This window comes from Mesorhizobium sp. M0088, from assembly GCF_040322895.1.
GTDB lineage: Bacteria > Pseudomonadota > Alphaproteobacteria > Rhizobiales > Rhizobiaceae > Mesorhizobium.
On record NZ_JAMYUI010000021.1, the window covers coordinates 53,231 to 71,756 of the forward strand.

The 18,526-nt window shown below is 65.2% G+C and carries 20 protein-coding genes; 6 read left to right on the forward strand and 14 right to left on the reverse strand.

Annotation, left to right across the window (positions count from 1 at the left end; translation table 11 throughout):
• Window positions 1-24: 24 nt before the first annotated feature.
• Entirely contained in the window at window positions 25-1,575 is a 1,551-nt protein-coding gene (locus NKJ67_RS23920) for a trimethylamine methyltransferase family protein (protein WP_352583462.1), read from the reverse strand.
• Between the two features lie 90 nt (window positions 1,576-1,665).
• Between NKJ67_RS23920 and NKJ67_RS23925 the strand changes: the two genes are divergently transcribed.
• Together NKJ67_RS23925 and mutL are read left to right on the forward strand one after the other, a co-directional pair.
• A complete protein-coding gene (locus NKJ67_RS23925) occupies window positions 1,666-2,568 on the forward strand; it encodes a LysR substrate-binding domain-containing protein (RefSeq protein ID WP_127408827.1) in 903 nt (300 codons plus the stop codon).
• An 86-nt stretch (window positions 2,569-2,654) separates the two neighbouring features.
• Entirely contained in the window at window positions 2,655-4,523 is a 1,869-nt protein-coding gene (gene mutL, locus NKJ67_RS23930) for a DNA mismatch repair endonuclease MutL (protein WP_352583553.1), read from the forward strand.
• Window positions 4,524-4,549: 26 nt separating this feature from the next.
• Here the strand turns inward: mutL and NKJ67_RS23935 are convergent, their stop codons facing one another.
• The 4 genes from NKJ67_RS23935 to NKJ67_RS23950 form a co-directional block, all read right to left on the reverse strand.
• Window positions 4,550-4,789 carry a hypothetical protein gene (locus NKJ67_RS23935; protein ID WP_127398926.1) on the reverse strand — a complete coding sequence of 80 codons (240 nt, stop codon included), beginning with the start codon at window positions 4,787-4,789 and terminating at the stop codon, window positions 4,550-4,552.
• 12 nt (window positions 4,790-4,801) lie between these two features.
• Entirely contained in the window at window positions 4,802-5,128 is a 327-nt protein-coding gene (locus NKJ67_RS23940) for an antibiotic biosynthesis monooxygenase family protein (protein ID WP_352583555.1), read from the reverse strand.
• A gap of 57 nt (window positions 5,129-5,185) precedes the next feature.
• A complete protein-coding gene (locus NKJ67_RS23945; protein ID WP_352583465.1) occupies window positions 5,186-6,061 on the reverse strand; it encodes an alpha/beta fold hydrolase in 876 nt (291 codons plus the stop codon).
• 85 nt (window positions 6,062-6,146) lie between these two features.
• Entirely contained in the window at window positions 6,147-7,040 is an 894-nt protein-coding gene (locus NKJ67_RS23950; protein WP_292659481.1) for a DMT family transporter, read from the reverse strand.
• A 91-nt stretch (window positions 7,041-7,131) separates the two neighbouring features.
• On the opposite strand from NKJ67_RS23950, the gene NKJ67_RS23955 reads away from it, so the two are divergent.
• Complete coding sequence (locus tag NKJ67_RS23955; protein ID WP_127320850.1) at window positions 7,132-8,058, forward strand: LysR substrate-binding domain-containing protein; 927 nt, start codon at window positions 7,132-7,134, stop codon at window positions 8,056-8,058.
• 42 nt (window positions 8,059-8,100) lie between these two features.
• On the opposite strand, the gene NKJ67_RS23960 is transcribed toward NKJ67_RS23955, so the two are convergent.
• Entirely contained in the window at window positions 8,101-8,688 is a 588-nt protein-coding gene (locus NKJ67_RS23960; protein ID WP_352583468.1) for a hypothetical protein, read from the reverse strand.
• Between the two features lie 125 nt (window positions 8,689-8,813).
• Between NKJ67_RS23960 and NKJ67_RS23965 the strand changes: the two genes are divergently transcribed.
• A complete protein-coding gene (locus NKJ67_RS23965; protein ID WP_031213688.1) occupies window positions 8,814-9,047 on the forward strand; it encodes a DUF2093 domain-containing protein in 234 nt (77 codons plus the stop codon).
• A gap of 98 nt (window positions 9,048-9,145) precedes the next feature.
• Here NKJ67_RS23965 and lpxK read toward each other — a convergent pair whose 3' ends face one another.
• The 6 genes from lpxK to NKJ67_RS23995 form a co-directional block, all read right to left on the reverse strand.
• Window positions 9,146-10,171, reverse strand: a complete 1,026-nt coding sequence (gene lpxK, locus NKJ67_RS23970; protein ID WP_352583470.1) for a tetraacyldisaccharide 4'-kinase — start codon at window positions 10,169-10,171, stop codon at window positions 9,146-9,148.
• A 1-nt stretch (window position 10,172) separates the two neighbouring features.
• Window positions 10,173-11,489, reverse strand: coding sequence for a lipid IV(A) 3-deoxy-D-manno-octulosonic acid transferase (gene waaA, locus NKJ67_RS23975; protein WP_027038607.1), 1,317 nt, complete (start codon window positions 11,487-11,489; stop codon window positions 10,173-10,175).
• The gene (locus tag NKJ67_RS23980; RefSeq protein WP_013532344.1) at window positions 11,486-12,277 is read right to left on the reverse strand and encodes a lysophospholipid acyltransferase family protein; all 792 of its coding nucleotides are present in this window, start codon (window positions 12,275-12,277) and stop codon (window positions 11,486-11,488) included. The genes waaA and NKJ67_RS23980 overlap by 4 nt, the downstream gene beginning before the upstream one ends.
• A gap of 5 nt (window positions 12,278-12,282) precedes the next feature.
• Window positions 12,283-12,528 (reverse strand): DUF4170 domain-containing protein, encoded by a 246-nt coding sequence (locus tag NKJ67_RS23985; RefSeq protein WP_127257990.1) that lies wholly within the window; start codon window positions 12,526-12,528, stop codon window positions 12,283-12,285.
• A gap of 103 nt (window positions 12,529-12,631) precedes the next feature.
• Window positions 12,632-13,447, reverse strand: a complete 816-nt coding sequence (locus tag NKJ67_RS23990) for a 3'(2'),5'-bisphosphate nucleotidase CysQ (RefSeq protein ID WP_352583473.1) — start codon at window positions 13,445-13,447, stop codon at window positions 12,632-12,634.
• Window positions 13,434-14,777, reverse strand: coding sequence for a TldD/PmbA family protein (locus NKJ67_RS23995; protein WP_352583474.1), 1,344 nt, complete (start codon window positions 14,775-14,777; stop codon window positions 13,434-13,436). The genes NKJ67_RS23990 and NKJ67_RS23995 overlap by 14 nt, the downstream gene beginning before the upstream one ends.
• A 167-nt stretch (window positions 14,778-14,944) precedes the next feature.
• Here NKJ67_RS23995 and NKJ67_RS24000 point away from each other — a divergent pair, with 167 nt between their 5' ends.
• Window positions 14,945-15,361, forward strand: coding sequence for a VOC family protein (locus NKJ67_RS24000; protein WP_013532348.1), 417 nt, complete (start codon window positions 14,945-14,947; stop codon window positions 15,359-15,361).
• Between the two features lie 23 nt (window positions 15,362-15,384).
• Here the strand turns inward: NKJ67_RS24000 and NKJ67_RS24005 are convergent, their stop codons facing one another.
• Together NKJ67_RS24005 and epmA are read right to left on the reverse strand one after the other, a co-directional pair.
• On the reverse strand, window positions 15,385-16,635 hold the full coding sequence (locus tag NKJ67_RS24005; protein WP_352583476.1) for an NAD(P)/FAD-dependent oxidoreductase: 1,251 nt from the start codon (window positions 16,633-16,635) through the stop codon (window positions 15,385-15,387).
• 113 nt (window positions 16,636-16,748) lie between these two features.
• Window positions 16,749-17,789 carry an EF-P lysine aminoacylase EpmA gene (gene epmA, locus NKJ67_RS24010; RefSeq protein WP_352583478.1) on the reverse strand — a complete coding sequence of 347 codons (1,041 nt, stop codon included), beginning with the start codon at window positions 17,787-17,789 and terminating at the stop codon, window positions 16,749-16,751.
• A gap of 117 nt (window positions 17,790-17,906) precedes the next feature.
• On the opposite strand from epmA, the gene efp reads away from it, so the two are divergent.
• Complete coding sequence (efp, locus tag NKJ67_RS24015) at window positions 17,907-18,476, forward strand: elongation factor P (protein ID WP_027038615.1); 570 nt, start codon at window positions 17,907-17,909, stop codon at window positions 18,474-18,476.
• Window positions 18,477-18,526: the final 50 nt, after the last annotated feature.

Genomic DNA, 18,526 nt, shown 5'->3' on the forward strand with positions numbered 1-18,526 from the left:
TCCCTTTGATCTTGGTTCTTCGCGTCAACTGACGCTGTCCGGCAGCCTCTCCTCGCGCCGCGCGATGAAATCCATCAGGCCATCGGCGATGCCTTCGTCGAGCTTCGGCTCCTCGTAATCCGCCAGCATGTTGCGCGCCTTCTCGCGACCGCGCGTGTCGTGGTCCTTCGCCCCTTCTGCCTTCCACTGTTCGTACGAATTGAAGTCCATGATCGAGGGTATGAAGAAGGCCGACTCGAAATGTTCGAGCGTGTGTTTGGTGCCGAGGAAATGGCCCTGCGGCCCGACTTCGCGAACCGCTGCCATCGCTTCCTTGAAATCGTCGAACGGAAGGCCGCCTGCATATTTGTACCAGCCAACCAGCTGTTCGCAGTCCGTAGCGAACTTCGAATAGCCGCAGCTCAGGCCGGCCTCCAGCCACCCGGCGGAGTGCCAGATGTAGTTGGCGCCGGCGAGGATGGCGGCATGCATCAGCATGTTGGCCTCGTAGCCCGCCTGGGCGTCGTTGAGCTTCGATCCGACATGGAAGCCTGAGGTGCGCCACGGCAGTTTGTATTTCCGCGCCAGCGCGCCCATCAGGTACATCATCTGGGCCGCCTCCGGCGTGCCGCCCATCGGAGCGCCGGTCTTCATGTCCACGGTGACCATGAACTGTCCGTAGATCTGTGGCGACCCTGGGCGCAGCAGTTGCGTGAAGGCGACGCCCGCCAGCGCTTCCGCATTGACCTGCGCGACTGCCCCGACGGCCGACGCCGAAGTCGAGGCGCCGCACAGTGCGAAGGGTGCGAGGATCAGCGGCTGGTTGCTTCGGGCATAGACCTTCATCGCGTCCAGCATGGTGGCGTCCCACACCAGCGGCGAATTGCAGTTGGTGATCGACACCAGGACCGGATTGTCGCGGACGTAATCCTCGCCGAACACGATGCCTGCCATCGCCATCGTGTCTTCCGCCCGCTCCTTGGACGTGACGATGCCCATGAACGGCTTGTCGGAATGCTTAAGCGCGGAATGGATGATGTGGAGGTGACGCTTCGGTACCGCGATTTCCATCGGCTCGCAAATGACCGAACTCGATGAATGCAGCGCCGGCGCCATGTAGGCGAGCTTGTGGAAATTGTTGAGGTCCGCGAGCGTGCCGTAGCGCCTGTTGTTGTCGAGGTCACGCACATAGGGCGCGCCATACATCGGCACGAAGATGGTATTGTTGCCGCCCACCCGCACCGTACGCTGCGGATTCCTCGCATTGAGCGTGAACTCCGGCGGGACCTTCGAGACCAGTTCCATCAGCAGGGCCCGGTCGATCCGCACACGAGTTTCCGAGACATCCGCGCCCGCCGCCTTCCACAGTGCGATAGCCTCGTCGTCGCGGAATTCGCATCCCACCTCTTCGAGGATCAAGAGCGACTCCTCGTGGATCAGCTCGACCGCCTCATCGGGGACCATCTGGTAGACGGGGATCTGGCGGACAAGGGTCGGAAACGACGTTACCGGAGCTCCGCGCAGGGCCTTGCGTCCCAGGCGGCCGCCACTGCGGCGGTTGGCATGTTCGGTCACTTCAGGGGCCGGTGCGTTCATGGCAACTCCATTCCACTCATGAAGGAGCCTAACGCGACAAAATGGTGATGTGACGCTGGAAAATCCTGATCTCTTGTATAAGCTCAGCTTATGCGAAGCCTGCGCCACCTCCTGCCCTCGGCCGGCAGCCTGATCGTCTTCGAGGCGGCCGGGCGGCTGTCGAGCTTCACCGCCGCCGGGCGCGAGCTCGGCATGACGCAGGCCGCCGTCTCCTATGCCGTGCGCGGGCTGGAAGAACGGCTTGGCGCCAAGCTGTTCCAGCGCCGCCACCGCCAGGTTCTCCTGACCGAGGCCGGCGAGCGCTTCCATGCCGATGTCTCGCTCGGCCTTTCGCATATCCGCAAATCGGCGGAGGATCTGCGCCTGCAGGCAACCGGCGGTCATGTCACGCTGGCTGCCTCGACCGCGTTCGGCTCGTTCTGGATGATGCCGCGCCTGCAGCAGTTCCGCGACGAACTGCCGGGCATCGATCTGCGTATCCAGACCGCCGACCGCGACCTCGACATCATCGCGGAAGGCATTCCGCTCGGCGTGCGCGGCGGCGCGCCGCGGGACTGGCCGGACTATCATTCGTTGCCGCTGGCTGACGAGGAGATATTTCCCGTCGCCGGCACCAGTTATGCGGCAAAGTTCGGCCTGCCCCAATCCGCTGCCGAACTGGCCACGCACCGCCTCATCCATCTGGAGGAGCCGTATCGCGAGGCGGCCAGCTGGGACGAATGGTTCCAGTCGGCGGGCGCCAATCTCAGCGATACCGCGCGCGGCCTGCGCATCAACGACTACGGCCTGGTGATCCAGGGCGTCATGGAAGGCCAGGGCATCGCGCTCGGCTGGCGGCACCTCGCCGAGCGGCTGCTGGCGTCGGGCTTGCTGGTGCCGGTGACGGATCATGTGCTGAAGACCGGCAAGGCGTTCTATGTCGTCTGGCCGAAAAACCGGGAACTCAGCGACAACGCCCGCAAGGTGCGAGACTGGCTGGCGGAGCAAGCGTGAGGGGCAGCGCCTCCCAGCCAGCCTATCCACTGTTCCGCAACACCGAATCCTTCCGCATCAGCCTCGAATCCGCCTATAGTGCTGCCATGCCCATCCGCCAGCTTTCCGAAACGATGATCAACCAGATCGCCGCCGGCGAAGTCATCGAGCGTCCGGCGAGCGTCGTCAAGGAACTGGTTGAGAATGCGCTCGATGCCGGCGCTTCGCGCGTCGAGATCGTCACAGCCGGCGGCGGGCTGAACCTGATCCGCGTCACCGACGACGGCTCTGGCATTCCCGAACGGGAGCTGGCGCTGGCGATCGCACGTCATTGCACCTCCAAGCTCACCGAGGATATCAACGACATCCGCTCGCTGGGCTTCCGCGGCGAAGCGCTGCCGTCGATCGGCTCGGTGTCGCGACTGTCGATCCGCTCGCGCACGGTAGCAAGTGACAGCGCCGCCGAGATCGGCATCGAGGGTGGCCGCGTTCTGCCTGTCAGGCCGGCGGCGGCCAATCGCGGCACCACGGTCGAGGTGCGCGACCTGTTCTTCGCAACGCCGGCCCGGTTAAAGTTCATGAAGGGCGAACGCGCCGAAAGCTCGGCCACCAGCGATGTGGTCAAGCGCATCGCCATCGCCTTCCCCGCCGTGCGCTTCACGCTGGCCGGCTCGGACCGCTCTATGCTGGAATTGCCGGCGGCGGATGACAGCGCGGAAGGCAGCCTGCGCCGTGTCGCCCAGGTGATGGGCGCCGATTTTCCCGACAATTCGATTGCCATCGATGCGATGCGCGAAGGCGTGCATCTGACCGGCCACGTGTCGATCCCCTCCTTCACCCGCGCCAACGCGCTGCAGCAATATGCGTATGTGAACGGCCGCCCGGTGCGCGACAAGCTGATCGCCGGCGCCATACGCGGTGCCTATGCCGACGTCCTGCCGCGTGACCGCCATGCGGTGACGGTGCTGTTCCTGACGCTCGACCCGGCCATCGTCGACGTCAATGTCCATCCAGCCAAGGCCGATGTGCGCTTCCGCGATCCCGGCCTTGTGCGCGGATTGATCGTCGGTGCAATTCGACAGGCACTGGCCGATGCCGGCGTCCGCGCCGCCACCACGGGTGCCGCCGGCATGATGGCGGCGTTCCGGCCAGGGGCCGCATCCTACGGCCACGGCGGACCGGCAAACGGCCACCGCAGCTACGACGCGGCCTACCGCGCGTCGGGCCCGTCCGGCTTCGATCCCGTCCGGTCGCCGCAGCGGCCACTCGACATGGGTTTCGAGGGTGCGGGCTTCGAGCAGCGCGGCTTGCGTGATAACGAGCAAGCGGCGTTCGATGCCGGCGCCAGCGCCGATGCACGCGCAGGGCAGGATGAAGCGGCCGAGACCCTGCTCGGCGCGGTGCTGGGCGCGGCGCGCGCCCAGGTGCATGAGAACTACATCGTCGCCCAGACCAGGGATTCGCTCATCATCGTCGACCAGCATGCGGCGCATGAACGGCTGGTCTACGAGGCGCTGAAGAATGCGCTGCACTCGCGCCCGGTGCCCTCGCAGATGCTGCTTTTGCCCGAAATCATCGACCTGCCGGAAGAGGATGCCGAGCGGCTTGCGGTGCATTCGGAAACGCTGGCCCGCTTCGGTCTCGGCATCGAGCGCTTCGGCCCCGGAGCCGTCGCGGTGCGCGAGACGCCGTCGATGCTGGGCGAGACCAATGTCGGCCAATTGGTGCGCGACCTCGCCGACGAGATCGCCGACAACGACACCGTCGACACGCTGAAGGAGCGGCTGGACAAAATAGCCGCGACCATGGCCTGCCATGGCTCTGTGCGCTCCGGCCGCCTGCTCAAGGCCGAAGAGATGAACGCGCTGCTGCGGCAGATGGAGGCGACGCCCGGTTCGGGCACCTGCAACCACGGCCGGCCAACCTATATCGAACTCAAGCTGGCGGACATCGAACGGCTTTTCGGGCGGCGGTAGCTGCGGACGGATTGCGGGCCATCGCTTCACCGCTCGTAGGTGCTGGTGTTGACCAGCAATGCCGAGATTATCGTCCGCCCCGTTCGCCCGTGGGCGAACGCCGCGCCGGCTCCACGCACCGCTGTTGCCAGAAGCGCGGCGGTCAGCAAATAGCGTGCCGCCGCCAGCAGGAGCGGAGGCACGTCATCGAGACCGAGCTTGATCGCCGCCCAGGTCAGCCCCCAGATCAGCGACATCACCGCGAAGAAGGCGAGATTGCGAACCACCAAATTCGCCGTTCAGCGCAGTCCCTGGCGATCGACGAGTATCCGGTGGATGTCGATCCGCTCCGGCAGTTCGATCAGGAACTCGGCATCGCGGTCCAGATGATGGACTTTGGTCGGTTCGCCTTTGGTAAAGGCGGTCATCGCCTGCATGTCGGCCCAATACGAGATGGTTGTGAACCACGTCTCGGCATCGCGGTCCTCGCGCAGCAATTGGACGCCAAGCGCTGTCTTCTCGAGGGGCGGAATACCCTCGGCACGCAGGTATGGCTCATAGGCGTCGGCAACGTCGCGGCGGGTGCGGCCGCGCCAGATGCGCGCGATCGTCGGTTTGGTCGAGATGAGGTTCTCCTTCAGTCAGGCGGACAGCAAACTGAGCATGGCGGACGCCGGGTGAGATCAGCCGTGAACACGAGCCAGGAAATCGCGGACCAGCGGCAGCGCGTCGTCGAAATGTGTCTCCAGCAGCCAGTGACCCGCCCCCTCGATCAGATGCAGTTCCGCATCGGGCAGATCGCGATGATAGGCCCGTGCCGACGCCGCGGGCATATAGCCGTCCTCTGGCCCCCAAAGGACCAGCGTGGGCGGATGGTGTTCACGCAAATAAGCCTGGTAGCGCGGAAACCAGGTGAGATTGGCTTCCAGCTTCTCCATCAGACCGACGGCGATCTGCCGACGAACCGGCGTGTTCATCAATGGCCAGTGAAGGCTCCAGAGATCGGGCGCCACGCGCGTGGCGATGTCGTCAGCCACTTCTCCGATGAACTCGGCCCGGAACCCGTCCTCACTTACCGCGGCCTCGAGCGGACGGTGCTTGTCGGGCGTCTTGTCGGTCCACCAAGCCTTGATCGTGGCGTATTTCGGACCAAGCACGTCCTCGTAGATGTCGCCGTTCTGGATGATCAGGGCACTGATCCGCTCGGGGTGCGAGATCGAATGCCGGAGTCCTATCTGCGAGCCGTAATCATGCAGCCACAAGGCGTAGCGTTCGAGACCGAATTCATCGGCAAGTTTGGAAAGCACGTCGCAATAGGCGTCGAAATCATAGCCAAAGGCGGCCGGATCTGGTGTGCCACTGTATCCGAAGCCCGGCCAGTCGAATGCAATCGTTCGCCAGCGGTCGGCGAGCGCCGGCATCAGTCGGCGGAATTGGAACGAAGAGCAGGGGTAGCCGTGCGGCAACAGCAAGACAGGTGCTTCTGGCGGCCCTGCCTCGCGATAGAAAATGGATAGATCACCCAGTTGCATGCGTCGGTGCGTCGTTGCACCCGGCATTCGGACCTCCGTCGAATAAACACCGGCTAAACGCGTTTGACCGAGGCATCGTTCCCGAATGAGGGAAGCGGACGGCCGGCAATATTCATCTCTTCAAATTCACCACGATGACACCGCCCAGCGCCAGCGCGCCGCCGATTATGCCGAGCAGCGTGGGGACTTCGCCCAGCCAGAAGAAGCCGATCAGCGCGGACATCGGCGAGACCAGATAGAGGAAGTTGGAGGCACGTGCGGCGGGCAGACGCGACAGTGCGGTCGCCCAGGCGGCATAGGCGATCAGGCTGGGCACGATGCCAAGAAAGATGACGGCGCCGAGGCCTGCTGTGTCGGCAATCGCCGCCTGCGAAAAGGCCGACGGCAGGAAGGGCGCCAGGCATAGTGCGCCGAGCACCATGTTCGAAGCGGAGATGGTCAACGGATGATGGCGGGCAAACAGCGGCTTCTGGACGATGGTGTTGACGGCCGAGCACAAGGCCGAACCAAGCACCAGAAGAGCACCGGTGTTAAAAGACAGTCCATTCCCGTCGGCCATGGCGATGACGCCAATGCCGGCGAAGGAAATCACCGTACCGGCCCAGGCCATGCCCGAAAAGCGCTCGCCCAGCAGGACCATCGCCATGATGGCGGTGAAGATCGGGCTGACATTGATGATGAAGCCGGCGGCACCGGCAGAGACGGTCAGTTCGCCGAAATTGAGCATGACGGTGTAGAGCGCGACGAAGATGGCGCCGCCAAAGACCAGGCGCCACACTTCGTCGAGCCTTGGCAGCGCCGGGCGCTTGATGGCCAGGAAGATCGCCGCCGGCACCGCGGCGATGGCAAAGCGCAACGCGCCGAGTTCCAGCGGTCCGAAAGCAGCGAGACCGGCGCGGATCGCCGGAAAGGCGGAGGCCCAACCAACCACCGTCAGCGCGACAGCAATGGCTGCCGTGGTGTCCATCCGCTGTGTCGAATTCAACGTGCCCGTCATTGCGTTCATCTCACTGCCCTCGCATTCTTCGGTCCTGAAAGGCAGAAAACGCCATTCCAGGCCAGTTGACAAACGACCAAATCGAGGATCACCTGTGACTATGGATCACAGCTCGGACACAATGGTACCGCTCGAAACACTGCGCGCCTTCGATGCGGCGGCGCGAACAGGCAGCTTTTCGGCGGCCGCCGAAAAGCTCAACATCACCCATGGCGCCGTCAGCCGGCAGATCGCCAAGCTCGAGGACTGGCTGGGATTGAAAGTCTTCGACCGTGGGGCGCGCGGCGTCTCGCTGACGATCGAGGGCAACCGGCTGCATCTGCGCACGGCGGAAGCCTTTGCGCTGATATCGACCCATTCCGACCGCTGGGTCGAGCCGCGTGGCACGGCGGTGGTGCGGCTGACCTCGATCCCCTCGGTCAGCGGGCTGTGGCTGATGCCGCGCATGGCGGCTCTGGAGAACAATCCCTCGAAGCTGCGCATCGTGCTCGATGTCGATATCCGCCAGGCCGACCTTGCCGATGAGGGCATCGATCTCTCCATCCGCTGTGGACGCGGCGGCATTCCGGGCCGCGTCTCGGTGCAGCTTTTCGAGGAACATGTCTTCCCCGTCGCGTCACCCGAGCTTGCCCGCGAGATCGGCCGCGGCGACCCTGCCCGGCTGCTCAAATATCCGCTGATCAACGATTCCGACGCTTCGGCCTGGCGCGCCTGGTTTGCCGCGCAAGGCATGGATTATCGCCCGCGCCCGCAGGACCGTCGCTTCGAGGACTACAATCTGGTGCTCGACGCCGCCGCCTATGGGCTCGGCATCGCGCTGGCACGCCCACCCCTGACCGGGCATCAATTGCAATCGGGCCGCATCACGCCCGTCGATGAGCGCACCGCGCTCAATCCGGTGTCCTACTGGCTCGACCGGCCGATCGGGCGGCCGCGTACCGCAGCCGCCGACCTCGCCCGCCGCATCGCGGCGGAGGCCGGGCTGGCGCCGGAAAAGATCGAGGCGTTCATCGAAGCCGAGCGGTAGGCCTTCCGCCGGGCATATATCGAGAACCAGCCGATTCGAAGCTCAGCGAAGCAACAACAGAACGAACCCAAGGATCACGGTTCCCAGCAAACCGGCCACTATCGAAACAAAGCCGACCTTCACCAGCAAGTGCTCAGGGTTCGGCGCCGCACCATGGGATTGATTGGCCGGCCTGTGCCTGCCCGCCAATGCACCCAAAGCGGCAGCGTTGCGCGGGACTGGAGCCTGCGGCGGGATAAGCGACAGCAATGACAGCCCCGCAACCCTGGCAGGAGCATTAACATTGGCCGTTGTCGAAGGCGGCAAGAAGGCTCGCGGCGTTTCGGCTTCGGGTTTTGCCTTTCTCGCCGCGATCGTTGCCAACGCCGCCTCTTCGCCCGTCTCAAGTTGGGCAAGATAGGCATCGACGATGCCAGCCGATGCGATCTGCTGCGATTTGACGGCCATTGGCGCGGCCGGCAAAGTCAACAGCGCTGGCGCTGTCTGTTGTGCGAGCAGAGACGGCGCCGGCGGTTGGACCAGCGCCTTGACCAGTGCCGTCATGACTGGATCAGCCTGCCCCGAGGGCACGGCCTGCGGCGTCATCACTTCCCTGAGCAAGGCGGGAAGACGAGTGGAGGAAATGTCCATTGCGGCCCACCAACACCATTTTTCCGCCTCACAATAAGCGTTCAGCATTGTCTCAGGCTTGTCGCATGCTTGACCTCGCCGGGAATTTATGGCGATGAAATCCTCATGAACCCTGGCGTCCCTGCATGATGAACCGTTTCGAAGGCCCCGGCGGCAAGGAAGCCCGCATCCGCTATCTGGATGGCGACTTCCAGGTTACCAGTCCCGGCGCGTTCGTGCGTTGCGCGGTGACAGGCGAAAGCATTCCGCTCGACGAGTTGAAATACTGGAGCGTCGCCAGGCAGGAGCCCTACATCAGCGCCACCGCCTCGCTGCGCCGCGAAATCGAGATGCATCCGGAGCTGCGTAAACGCGGTTAGAGCAGTTCGCCGTTTCACGGAACGGCGAACCGCTCTATCTCTTTGCTTTGACGCAATTCCGGAACGGAAAACCGTTTCACACTTTTCCTGGAATTGCTTTAGCCCTTCAGCTTGCGCTGGCGCCAGGCATCGAGCGTCTCGTCGATGATGCGCTCGGGAACGTGATCGAGTTCGAAGACAGTGTCGATCTCCAGCACCTCGAGCCGGTCGAGAAAGTCCTGTGAGGCGCCGTGGCGCAGTCGGGCGGCGTCCTTGGCGGTGGTGATGAGCACCAGCCCTTCGGCGCGTGCGGTCGCCACCAACTCGGCAAGTTCGTCCTCGGCATAGAAATGATGGTCCGGAAACGGCCGCGTCAACGCCAGTTCGCCGCCGGCTTCGCGCACCGTGTCGAAGAATTTCTCGGGATGGCCGATACCGGCGAAGGCGAGGAACCGCTTGCCGGCAAGCCCTGCCTTGCCGCTTGGCTCTGTATGGGCCTCGAAGATCGGCCGGCCGGCGCGTGCCGCCTGGCGGACCACGCTGTCGGCGGCAGTGCCCTCGCCCATTTTCAACAGCCCGCTGGTGAAGACCAACTGGTCGACGATTTTGGCCCTGAGCGGCCCGCCCGGAATGACGCGGCCATTGCCGATCCCATAGCGCGCGTCGACGACGACCAGCGCATAATCGATGTGGATGCGGGCGCTCTGAAACCCATCATCCATGATCAGGAAATCGCAGCCATGCCGTTCCAGCAGCAGCCGGGCGCCGGCGGCGCGGTTCGGCGTCACCGCCACCGGCGCGTGTTCGGCGAGCAGCAGCGGTTCGTCACCGACATGCCTGGCACTGTCATGGTCGATATCGACCACGTGAGGCTCGGCGAACGAGCCGCCATGGCCGCGCGACAGGAAGCCTGGTTTCAGATGCATTCGCTTCGCCTGCTCGGCGAGCGCGATGGCCACCGGTGTCTTGCCGGTGCCGCCAACCGTGAAATTGCCGATGCACAGAACGGGAGCTTCGATCTTCTCGCGCCTGGCCCGCCGCATGCCGCGGCCGGCGGCGGCGGCATAGATGGCCGACAGCGGCGACAGTGCCAGGACCCGCCAGTCCGGCTCTTCCCACCAGAATGGTGGTGCTTCGGAGGCCACGCTAGCGCCCGTTCGCGCCCTTCAGGCGCGACTTGACGACCAGCGGCTGGATGTAGGGCTCAAGCGATTTCAGGGTGCGCGCCAGCGCACCGCGCATCTCGTCGACGGTCGCCACGCCCGCCGCCATCATCTCGTGACGCGCAACTTCGTTGGTCAGGAGGAAATTGACGGCGCCGGCCAGCATGTCGCGATCGCGCACCAGCTTGGCGCCGCCGCTGTCGAGGAGACGCTGGTAGGCCTCGCGAAAATTCTGAACATTGCGCCCGGCGAGAACCGCCGTGTCGAGCATGGCCGGCTCCAGCGGGTTCTGGCCACCCTCGGAGGTCAGCGAGCGGCCGACGAAGGCGATTTCGGTCAGCCGGAGATAGAGCCCCATCTCGCCGATCGTGTCGCCGAGCAATATATCCGTGTCGGCAGCTATCCTGTCGCCCTTGCTGCGCCGCGCGACCTTCAGGCCCATGCCGGAAATCTGCGCCGCAAGCGCCTCGCCGCGATCGGGATGACGCGGAACGACGATCGTCAGGAGACCATGATGGCGTTTGTGCAGCGTCGCGTGGACTTCAGCCGCGACCACTTCCTCGCCGTCATGGGTCGAGATCGCCGCCCAGGTCGGGCGCGTGCCTATCTGCCGCCGCAGCGTCGCCAGCGCCCGTTCGTCGACGGGCGGCGGCGAGGTATCGACCTTGAGATTGCCCGACACGGTGACCGGCCGGGCGCCGAGCGCTAGAAACCGCTCGCCATCGACATCCGACTGCGCCACGACGTGAGCCAGGTTCTCGAACAACGCCTCGGCGATGTTGGCGCGTTTCTTCCACGATTTGAACGAGCGGTCGGACAGCCGGCCATTGACCAGCACCTGCGGCACACGGCGCGCGCCAAGCTCGAGGATGGTCATCGGCCAGATTTCGGATTCGGCGATGATCGCCAGATCCGGCTGCCAGTGATCGAGGAACCGGCTGACCGCCGGCTTGAGATCGAGCGGTACGTATTGGTGGATGATCCGGTCACCGAGACGCTCATCGGCGACCTGCGCCGAGGTGACCGTGCCGGTCGTCAGCACGATGTTGACGCCGTAGTCGAGAATGCTTTCGACCAGCGGCACGACGGCGATGGTCTCGCCGACGCTCGCGGCGTGGATCCAGATCACCGGCCCGTCGGGGCGCGCGCGTCCGGCGACGCCATAGCGCTCGCGGCGGCGGTAGCGGTCTTCCTTGCCGCGCGAGGTGCGCCAGGCAACATAGGGCCCGACCAGCGGATAGGCGGCCGCACCCGCGAAACGGTATGCCGACAGCATGGCTCGCGCCCAGCGGCCGCTCATCGCGGAGCATCCACGAGACGGTAGGCCTCGGCGGTCGCGGCATTGAGCGCGGTCGTCACTTCCTGGCGCTTGCGCTCCATTTCGGCGTCATCGGCGCCGGCCGCCACGAAGATCGGCTGGCCGATGACGATCGACGAACGGCCGAACGGCAGGTTGATGGTGGTCTTGTCCCAGCTCTTCTCCAGCACCTTGCGACGGCTGGTGGTGATGGCGACAGGCACAAGCGGCCGGCCCGAGAGGCGAGCCAGGAGAACGATGCCAAGCCCTGCGTCTCGCGGCGTGCCGTGCGGAATATCTGCGATCATGGCAACGTTCTTGCCGACGGCGAGCGACTTTTTCAGGGCGATAAGCGCTTTTGCCCCGCCCTTGTCGAGATGCCTGGCATTTTCACGCCCGCCGGAGCCGCGCACCGCCTCGATGCCGAATTTCTCCAGCATCAGCGCGTTGAGTTCAGCATCGGCGCTGCGCGAAACCATGGCGACCAGCGGCTTGCGCTTGGGGTAATAGGCCGGCGTCAGCAGATGCTGGCCGTGCCACAAGGCGATGATGCCAGGCTCGAATTCGGTATAGGCACCGCCCGAAAACCGTGCCGATCCCTCGACGACGCGATTGGTGAGGCGCACGAAGCGCACGAACTGGGCGAACAGGCTGGCGATGGCGTTCTTGACGAATCGCGACTGCGCCAGCGGTTGGCGAATCTTGCGCCAGAAGGCCTTGGTCGTGCGGCTGCGTCCCCTGCCCGTGGGCGCGGCATCGCTTGCTGGCCCTTTCGCCAGGTCATGCTCCATCGAAGTCAACCGGCAGCCTTGTTGTCGGGGTCCAGCAGCCGGTGCAGATGAACGACGAAGTAACGCATGTGGGCGTTGTCCACGCTGGCTTGCGCCTTGGCTTTCCACGCCGTGTGCGCGGATTGATAGTCGGGATAGATGCCGACGATATCGAGGCCCTCGAGATCGCGGAATTCGGTGCCGCCAAGCTTCTTGAGTTCGCCACCGAACACCAGATGCAAAAGCTGTTTCTTTCCGTCTTCCGCGGCCATGTCGGTCCTTCACATATCGTGAGTTTGTCACAGGTCTAGACCAAAGCCGCCAACTTTGGAACCTTTAGGGCGAGATGAATTCATCTCGCCGGGGAAAACGCCTTCACGCGTCCAGGCCGGCGATGACGCCGGCGAGCACGGCCAGCAATTCACCGCTGCCGGCAGCAAGGGCGCCGTGACGGGTCACCTCGCCGGCATAGAGCGGAGCGCGGCCGTGCTGGTCGAGCAGCTGGCCGCCGGCCTCGCGCAGGATGAGGTCGGCCGCCGCGATATCCCAGTCATGCGCATTCGGCTTGACGAAAGTGGCATCCAGCGCGCCATTGGCGATCATCGCCAGCCGATAAGCCAGCGAAGGGCTGTAGGGCGCTCGCTTCAGCCGCGCCTGCCATTCGGCCGGCATCAGGTCGGTCAACTGCTTCAGCCCGGAAATCTCGGCTGTTTCCGCCAGCTTGCGAACCGCAATGCGCTTGCCGTTGCGGAAGGCGCCCTGGCCGGGCAGCGCCCAATAGGTCTCCTCCATCGCCGGGCATTCCAGCACGCCGGCCAGCGTACGGCCACGCTCGACGACGGCGACGCTGACGCACCAGGTGCGCTGGCCTTCCAGAAAACCGCGCGTGCCGTCGATCGGGTCGACGACGAAGGTGCGGCGTGCCGAAAGCCGGACCGGATCGTCGACCGTCTCTTCCGACAGCCAGCCATAGTCCGGCCGCGCCGCCAGCAGCGTTTCGCGCAGATAGGCGTCGGCGGCATGGTCGGCCTCGCTGACCGGCGATGTGCCGCCCTTCATCCAGACTTGCGGGCTGTTGCCGAAGTAGCGCATGGCGATGAGCCCCGCCTCGCGGGCAGCATCGCGCAGCAGCGGCAAGTCCCCAGAGGCGCCGGAGATGGCCCCGGCTATGGTCAGGTCATGCTCCGGCAAGGGTCATGCCTTCGATCAGGAGCGTCGGGGCGGCGGTGCCGAAATTGCGGTCGAGGTCATCGGCCGGCACCATGTTGAGGAACATCGTCTTCAGGTTCGAGGCGATGGTGACCTCGGCGACCGGATAGGCCAGTTCACCGTTCTCGATCCAGAAGCCCGAGGCGCCACGGCTGTATTCGCCGGTGATCATGTCGACGCCCTGGCCGAACACTTCGGTGACGTAGAAGCCGCTCTTGAGCGATTTGATCAGCTCTTCCGGCGACCGCTCGCCCGGCTCGATGGCGAGATTGGTGGAGGATGGCGTCACGGAAGAGCCGCCGCGCGCGCCGCGGCCGTTGGTGACGAGGCCCAGTTCCCTTGCAGCCGAGGTCGACAGGAACCAGTGGTTGAGCACGCCCTTCTCGACCATCAGCAGCTTTTCGCCCTCGACGCCTTCGCCGTCGAACGGACGCGAGGCCTGGCCACGCAGCCGGAGCGGCTCGTCGGTGACGGTGATGGCGGAAGCGGCCATCTGCTTGCCCATCATGTCGCGCAAGAACGAAGTCTTGCGCGCCACCGAGGCACCGTTGATGGCGCCGGCCAGATGGCCGGCGATGCCGCGCGCGACACGCGGGTCGAAGACCACGTCGACCGGCCCGGTCGCCGCCTTGCGCGCGCCGATGCGGCGCACCGCGCGTTCGCCGGCCTTGCGGCCGATGTCCTCGGGCGCATCGAGATCGGCAAAGTGCTGGCGCGATGAGAATTCATAGTCGCGCTCCATGCCGGTGCCCTCGCCGGCGATGACGCTGGCCGAGCGCGAGAACCGCGAGCCGACATAGTGGCCGAGGAAGCCGTGCGAGGTGGCCAGCACCAGGCCGCCGAGGCCGGCACCGGCGCTGGCGCCGGCCGAATTGGTCACGCCCTTGACGCCAAGCGCTGCCGCCTCCGCCGCCAATGCGGCTTCCTTCAACTGGTCGGCGGACACCTCGGTGGCGTCGAACAGATCGAGATCGCGTGTCTGTTTGGCCAGCAATGCCGGGTCGGCCAACCCCTGATAGGGATCCTCAGGCGAGACTCTCGCCATGGAAACAGCGCGTTCGGCCAGCGTTTTCGGGTCGGACGCCGCTGTCGCCGAGACACTCGCCACGCGGCCGCCGACGAAAACACGCAGCGCGACATCCTCGCTCTCGGAGGCTTCGGTAGCCTCGACTTTGCCGAGACGCACCGACACGCCGGTCGAGCGGCCGCGCACGGCCACGGCGTCGGCGGCATCGGCGCCGGCCTTCTTGGCAGCCTCGACCAAGGCCGCGACGCGGTCGGTCAATTTTGCTGCGTCTGATATATCGGTCATGCCTGAAATCCTGCTGGTGCGGCCGGTGTGCGGCCGTTGCCCACCCATCTATTGTTCCGGTCCGGCTTGTGCAATGGCATAGGCTTCAATCAAAATGCAGGGTGGGCGGTTCAAAACCGCGAACCCTGTGACGCAAAATCGGTTCGCAGCTTGCACGGAGCATTTCGATGACGCCTTTCCATCTCGCCTTCCCGGTCCGTGATCTCGATGAAACCCGCGTTTTCTATGGCGAGGTGCTGGGCTGTGCGATCGGCCGTTCATCGGCGACCTGGGTCGATTTCGACCTTTACGGCCACCAGATGTCGGCGCATCTGCGTCCGCAGGCCGCACAGGCCCCCAGTGACGGCAAGGTCGACGGCATTGTCGTGCCGATCCCGCATTTCGGCGCCGTGCTCTTGATGGACGACTGGCAGCGCCTGGCGACGCGGCTGGAGGCGCGCGACGACATCGACTGGCTGGAACGGCCGATGGTGCGTTTCAAGGGCGAGCCCGGCGAACAGGCGACGCTGTTCATCCGCGATCCCTCGGGCAACGCCCTGGAATTCAAGGGTTTTCGCTCGCTGGAGCAGGTTTTCGCGCACTAGCTCAGATCGAGGGCATCGGTCTATCAACGGCCGAAACGGCCCGCCGCGAAAGGTGCGAGCCGAGCCGGATCGCCGCGTCCGCCGATCAAGTCGGCGACCAGCCGCGCGGTGATCGGAGCCAGCGTCAGGCCGAGATGGCCGTGCCCGAAAGCATGAATTACGCGGGAGCTGCCGCGCGAAGCGCCGATGACCGGCCTGGAATCCGGCAGGGACGGCCGGAAGCCGAGCCATTGCGAGGCAGGCGAGCCGAGCCTGGGAAAAATTTGCCTGGCGCCACGGTCAAGCAGCGCCAGCCGGCGCGGATTTGGCGGCGCGACCAGGCCGCCGAGTTCGACGGTGCCGGCGACCCGCAAGCGGCCAGCCATCGGCGTCAGGTAGAATCCAAGATCGACGGGACAGACAGGTCGGTTGAGCAGCGGCGCGTCGGTCTGGAATTCCAGATGGTAGCCGCGCTCGGTCTCTAGCGGAATCCTGTCACCGGCCTGCGCGGCCAGTGCGCGCGACCGTGCACCGGCGGCGATCACCACCGTGCCAGCCTTGATGCGAACGCCGGGTCCGCTGAGCTGGACACCGTCAGCCTCGACCTGCAGTCCGGTGATCTCAGCCTGCTTCACCGATGCACCACGGGCACTCACCGCGCCCAGCAACCGCCGCATCACCATTGCCGGATCGGTGACATTGATCGAGTCGGGAAAATACACGCCATGCGCTGCTGTCGCCGGCAGGCCCGGCTCAAGCGCCGCCACCTCTTCGGGAGTCAGCACCTCTTGGCGGATGCCAAACCCAGCGCGCATTGCCCGGCCGCTGGCGCCAGCGGCAAAATCGCTCTCGCGGCGATAGAGGTAAAGACAGCCATTGCGGCGCAGCTGGTCCTCCAGGCCGGCCTCCCCGGCCATGTCTTCCCAGGCCGGGAGGGCGTCGGCCAGCAGTCCGGCGAGCGCCAGCGCATTGGCCCGGGTGGCCGCCGGCAGCGATTGCCGCATGAACCGAACGAGCCATGGCGCCAGCTGCAGCAGCGCCGGCCAGCGCAGCGAAAACGGGCTGTCGGGATCAAGCAGCAGCTTTGGCAACGCCCGCAGCACCGCAGGAGTGCCGACCGGCATGCAGGCGTATTCGGCGATCGTTCCGGCATTGCCTGATGACGCGCCGGAGCCCGGCTCGTTCGGATCGATGAGCAGGACTTCGCGGCCGTCCGCGACAAGGCGAAGTGCCGTCGCCAGCCCGACAACTCCGGCGCCGACAATGGCGATTTCGACCGTTTCAGAAGCAGCCACTGTAGATCTTCCCGATTGACCTTGAAATCCGGTACCGATCATGTGGTCTCTTGGTTCGGGGTCACGGTCCAGTCTTGATCCCTGGAATCGAATAGGCCAGATCGTTCCGCGCCTCAGGCGACAGGCGTCCAGATCACGTCCTCGATTTTTTGCGCGCCGGTGGCCAGCATCGCCAGCCGGTCGAAGCCGAGCGCGATGCCGCTGGCAGGCGGCATGATGGCCAGCGCCGCGAGGAAATCCTCGTCGAGCGGATAGCGCTCGCCATAGATGCGCTGTTTCTCGTCCATCTCGATGACGAAGCGCCGGCGCTGCTCGGCGGCGTCGGTCAGTTCGCCAAAGCCGTTGGCGAGTTCGACGCCGCAGCAATAGAGCTCGAAGCGCTCGGCGACGCGCGGGTCGCGCGGGCTCGGCCGCGCCAGTGCCGCCTCGGCCACCGGATATTCGCACAGGATGGTCGCTCGCCCCTGCCCGAGGAATGGCTCGACCTTTTCCACCATCACCCGGCTGAACAAATCGGCCCAACTGTCGTCGGGCGCCGTGCGCAGGCCGGCCCGGGTCAAGGCCGCATACAGCGCGTCGCGATCGGTGCTGCCGTCGGCGGCGACCGTGGCCAGCAGGTCGATGCCGGAATAGTGGGTGAAGGCGTCCGCGACGCTCAGCCGTTCCGGCTCGGCAAACGGATCGCAGTCGCGGCCCCGGAAAGAGAAAAGATTAGCCCCTGCCCTTGTCGCGGCCAGCGCCAGAAAGGCCGCGCAATCCAGCATCAGGCTCTCATAGGCTTCGCCCACGCGATACCATTCGAGCATGGTGAATTCGGGATGGTGCAAGGGGCCGCGCTCGCGGTTGCGGTAGACCGGGCCGAAGCTGAAAATCCTGACTTCACCGGCGGCGAGCAGCTTCTTGCAGGCGAATTCCGGAGAGGTGTGGAGATAGAGCGGCGCCCTTGCGCCGTCCGGCCCGACCGCTTCGGTGGCGAAAGCCGCCAGATGCGCCTCATTGCCGGGCGAAACCTGCAGGGCGGCTGTCTCAACCTCGACGAAATCATGGGCAGCGAACCAGTCGCGCAGGCTGGCGGCGATGCCGTTGCGCAGCATCAGCCGCGGGCGGCGGTCGGCGTGAACGTCAGGCGTCCACCAGGGCGAAGCTTCGGTCATGCGGCTCGGAACATGGTGGAAGGGGGCTGGCGGCGGCGGCCAAGATGCGCTAGGCCCCCATCCAGCGCCGCACAAGCCGGCAAACGCCAGTCAACTCTTCTTGCAGGATTTAAAACCGTGGTGAAAGTCATCGCCAGTTCGCTCCGCAAAGGCAACGTCGTCGACAAGGACGGCAAGCTTTATGTGATCCTCTTTGCCGAAAACATCCACCCCGGCAAGGGCACGCCGGTAACGCAGCTCGACATGCGCCGCATCGGCGACGGGGTGAAGGTTTCGGAACGCTACCGCACCACCGAGCAGGTCGAGCGCGCCTATGTGGAAGAGCGCGAACACACCTTCCTCTACCGCGACGGCGAAGGCTTTCATTTCATGAACCCGGAAAGCTACGACCAGGTGGCAGTATCGGAAGCCGTGGTCGGCGACATGGCGCCTTACCTCTTGGAAGGCATGGCCGTGCAGGTGTCGCAGTTCAACGGCATCGCCATTTCCCTGGTGCTGCCGCAGCGCGCCACCTTCGAAGTGGTGGAAACCGAGCCGACGACCAAGGGCCAGACGGCCTCGTCCTCCTACAAGCCGGCCGTGCTCTCCAACGGCGTGCGCACGCTTGTGCCGCCGCACATCGCGCCGGGCACCCGCGTGGTGGTGATGACGGCCGATGGGGCCTATGTGGAGCGGGCGAAGGACTGAGGGCGGGCGGCGGCCTTACATAGCCGGCGCGCTCTGATAACCACAATCGG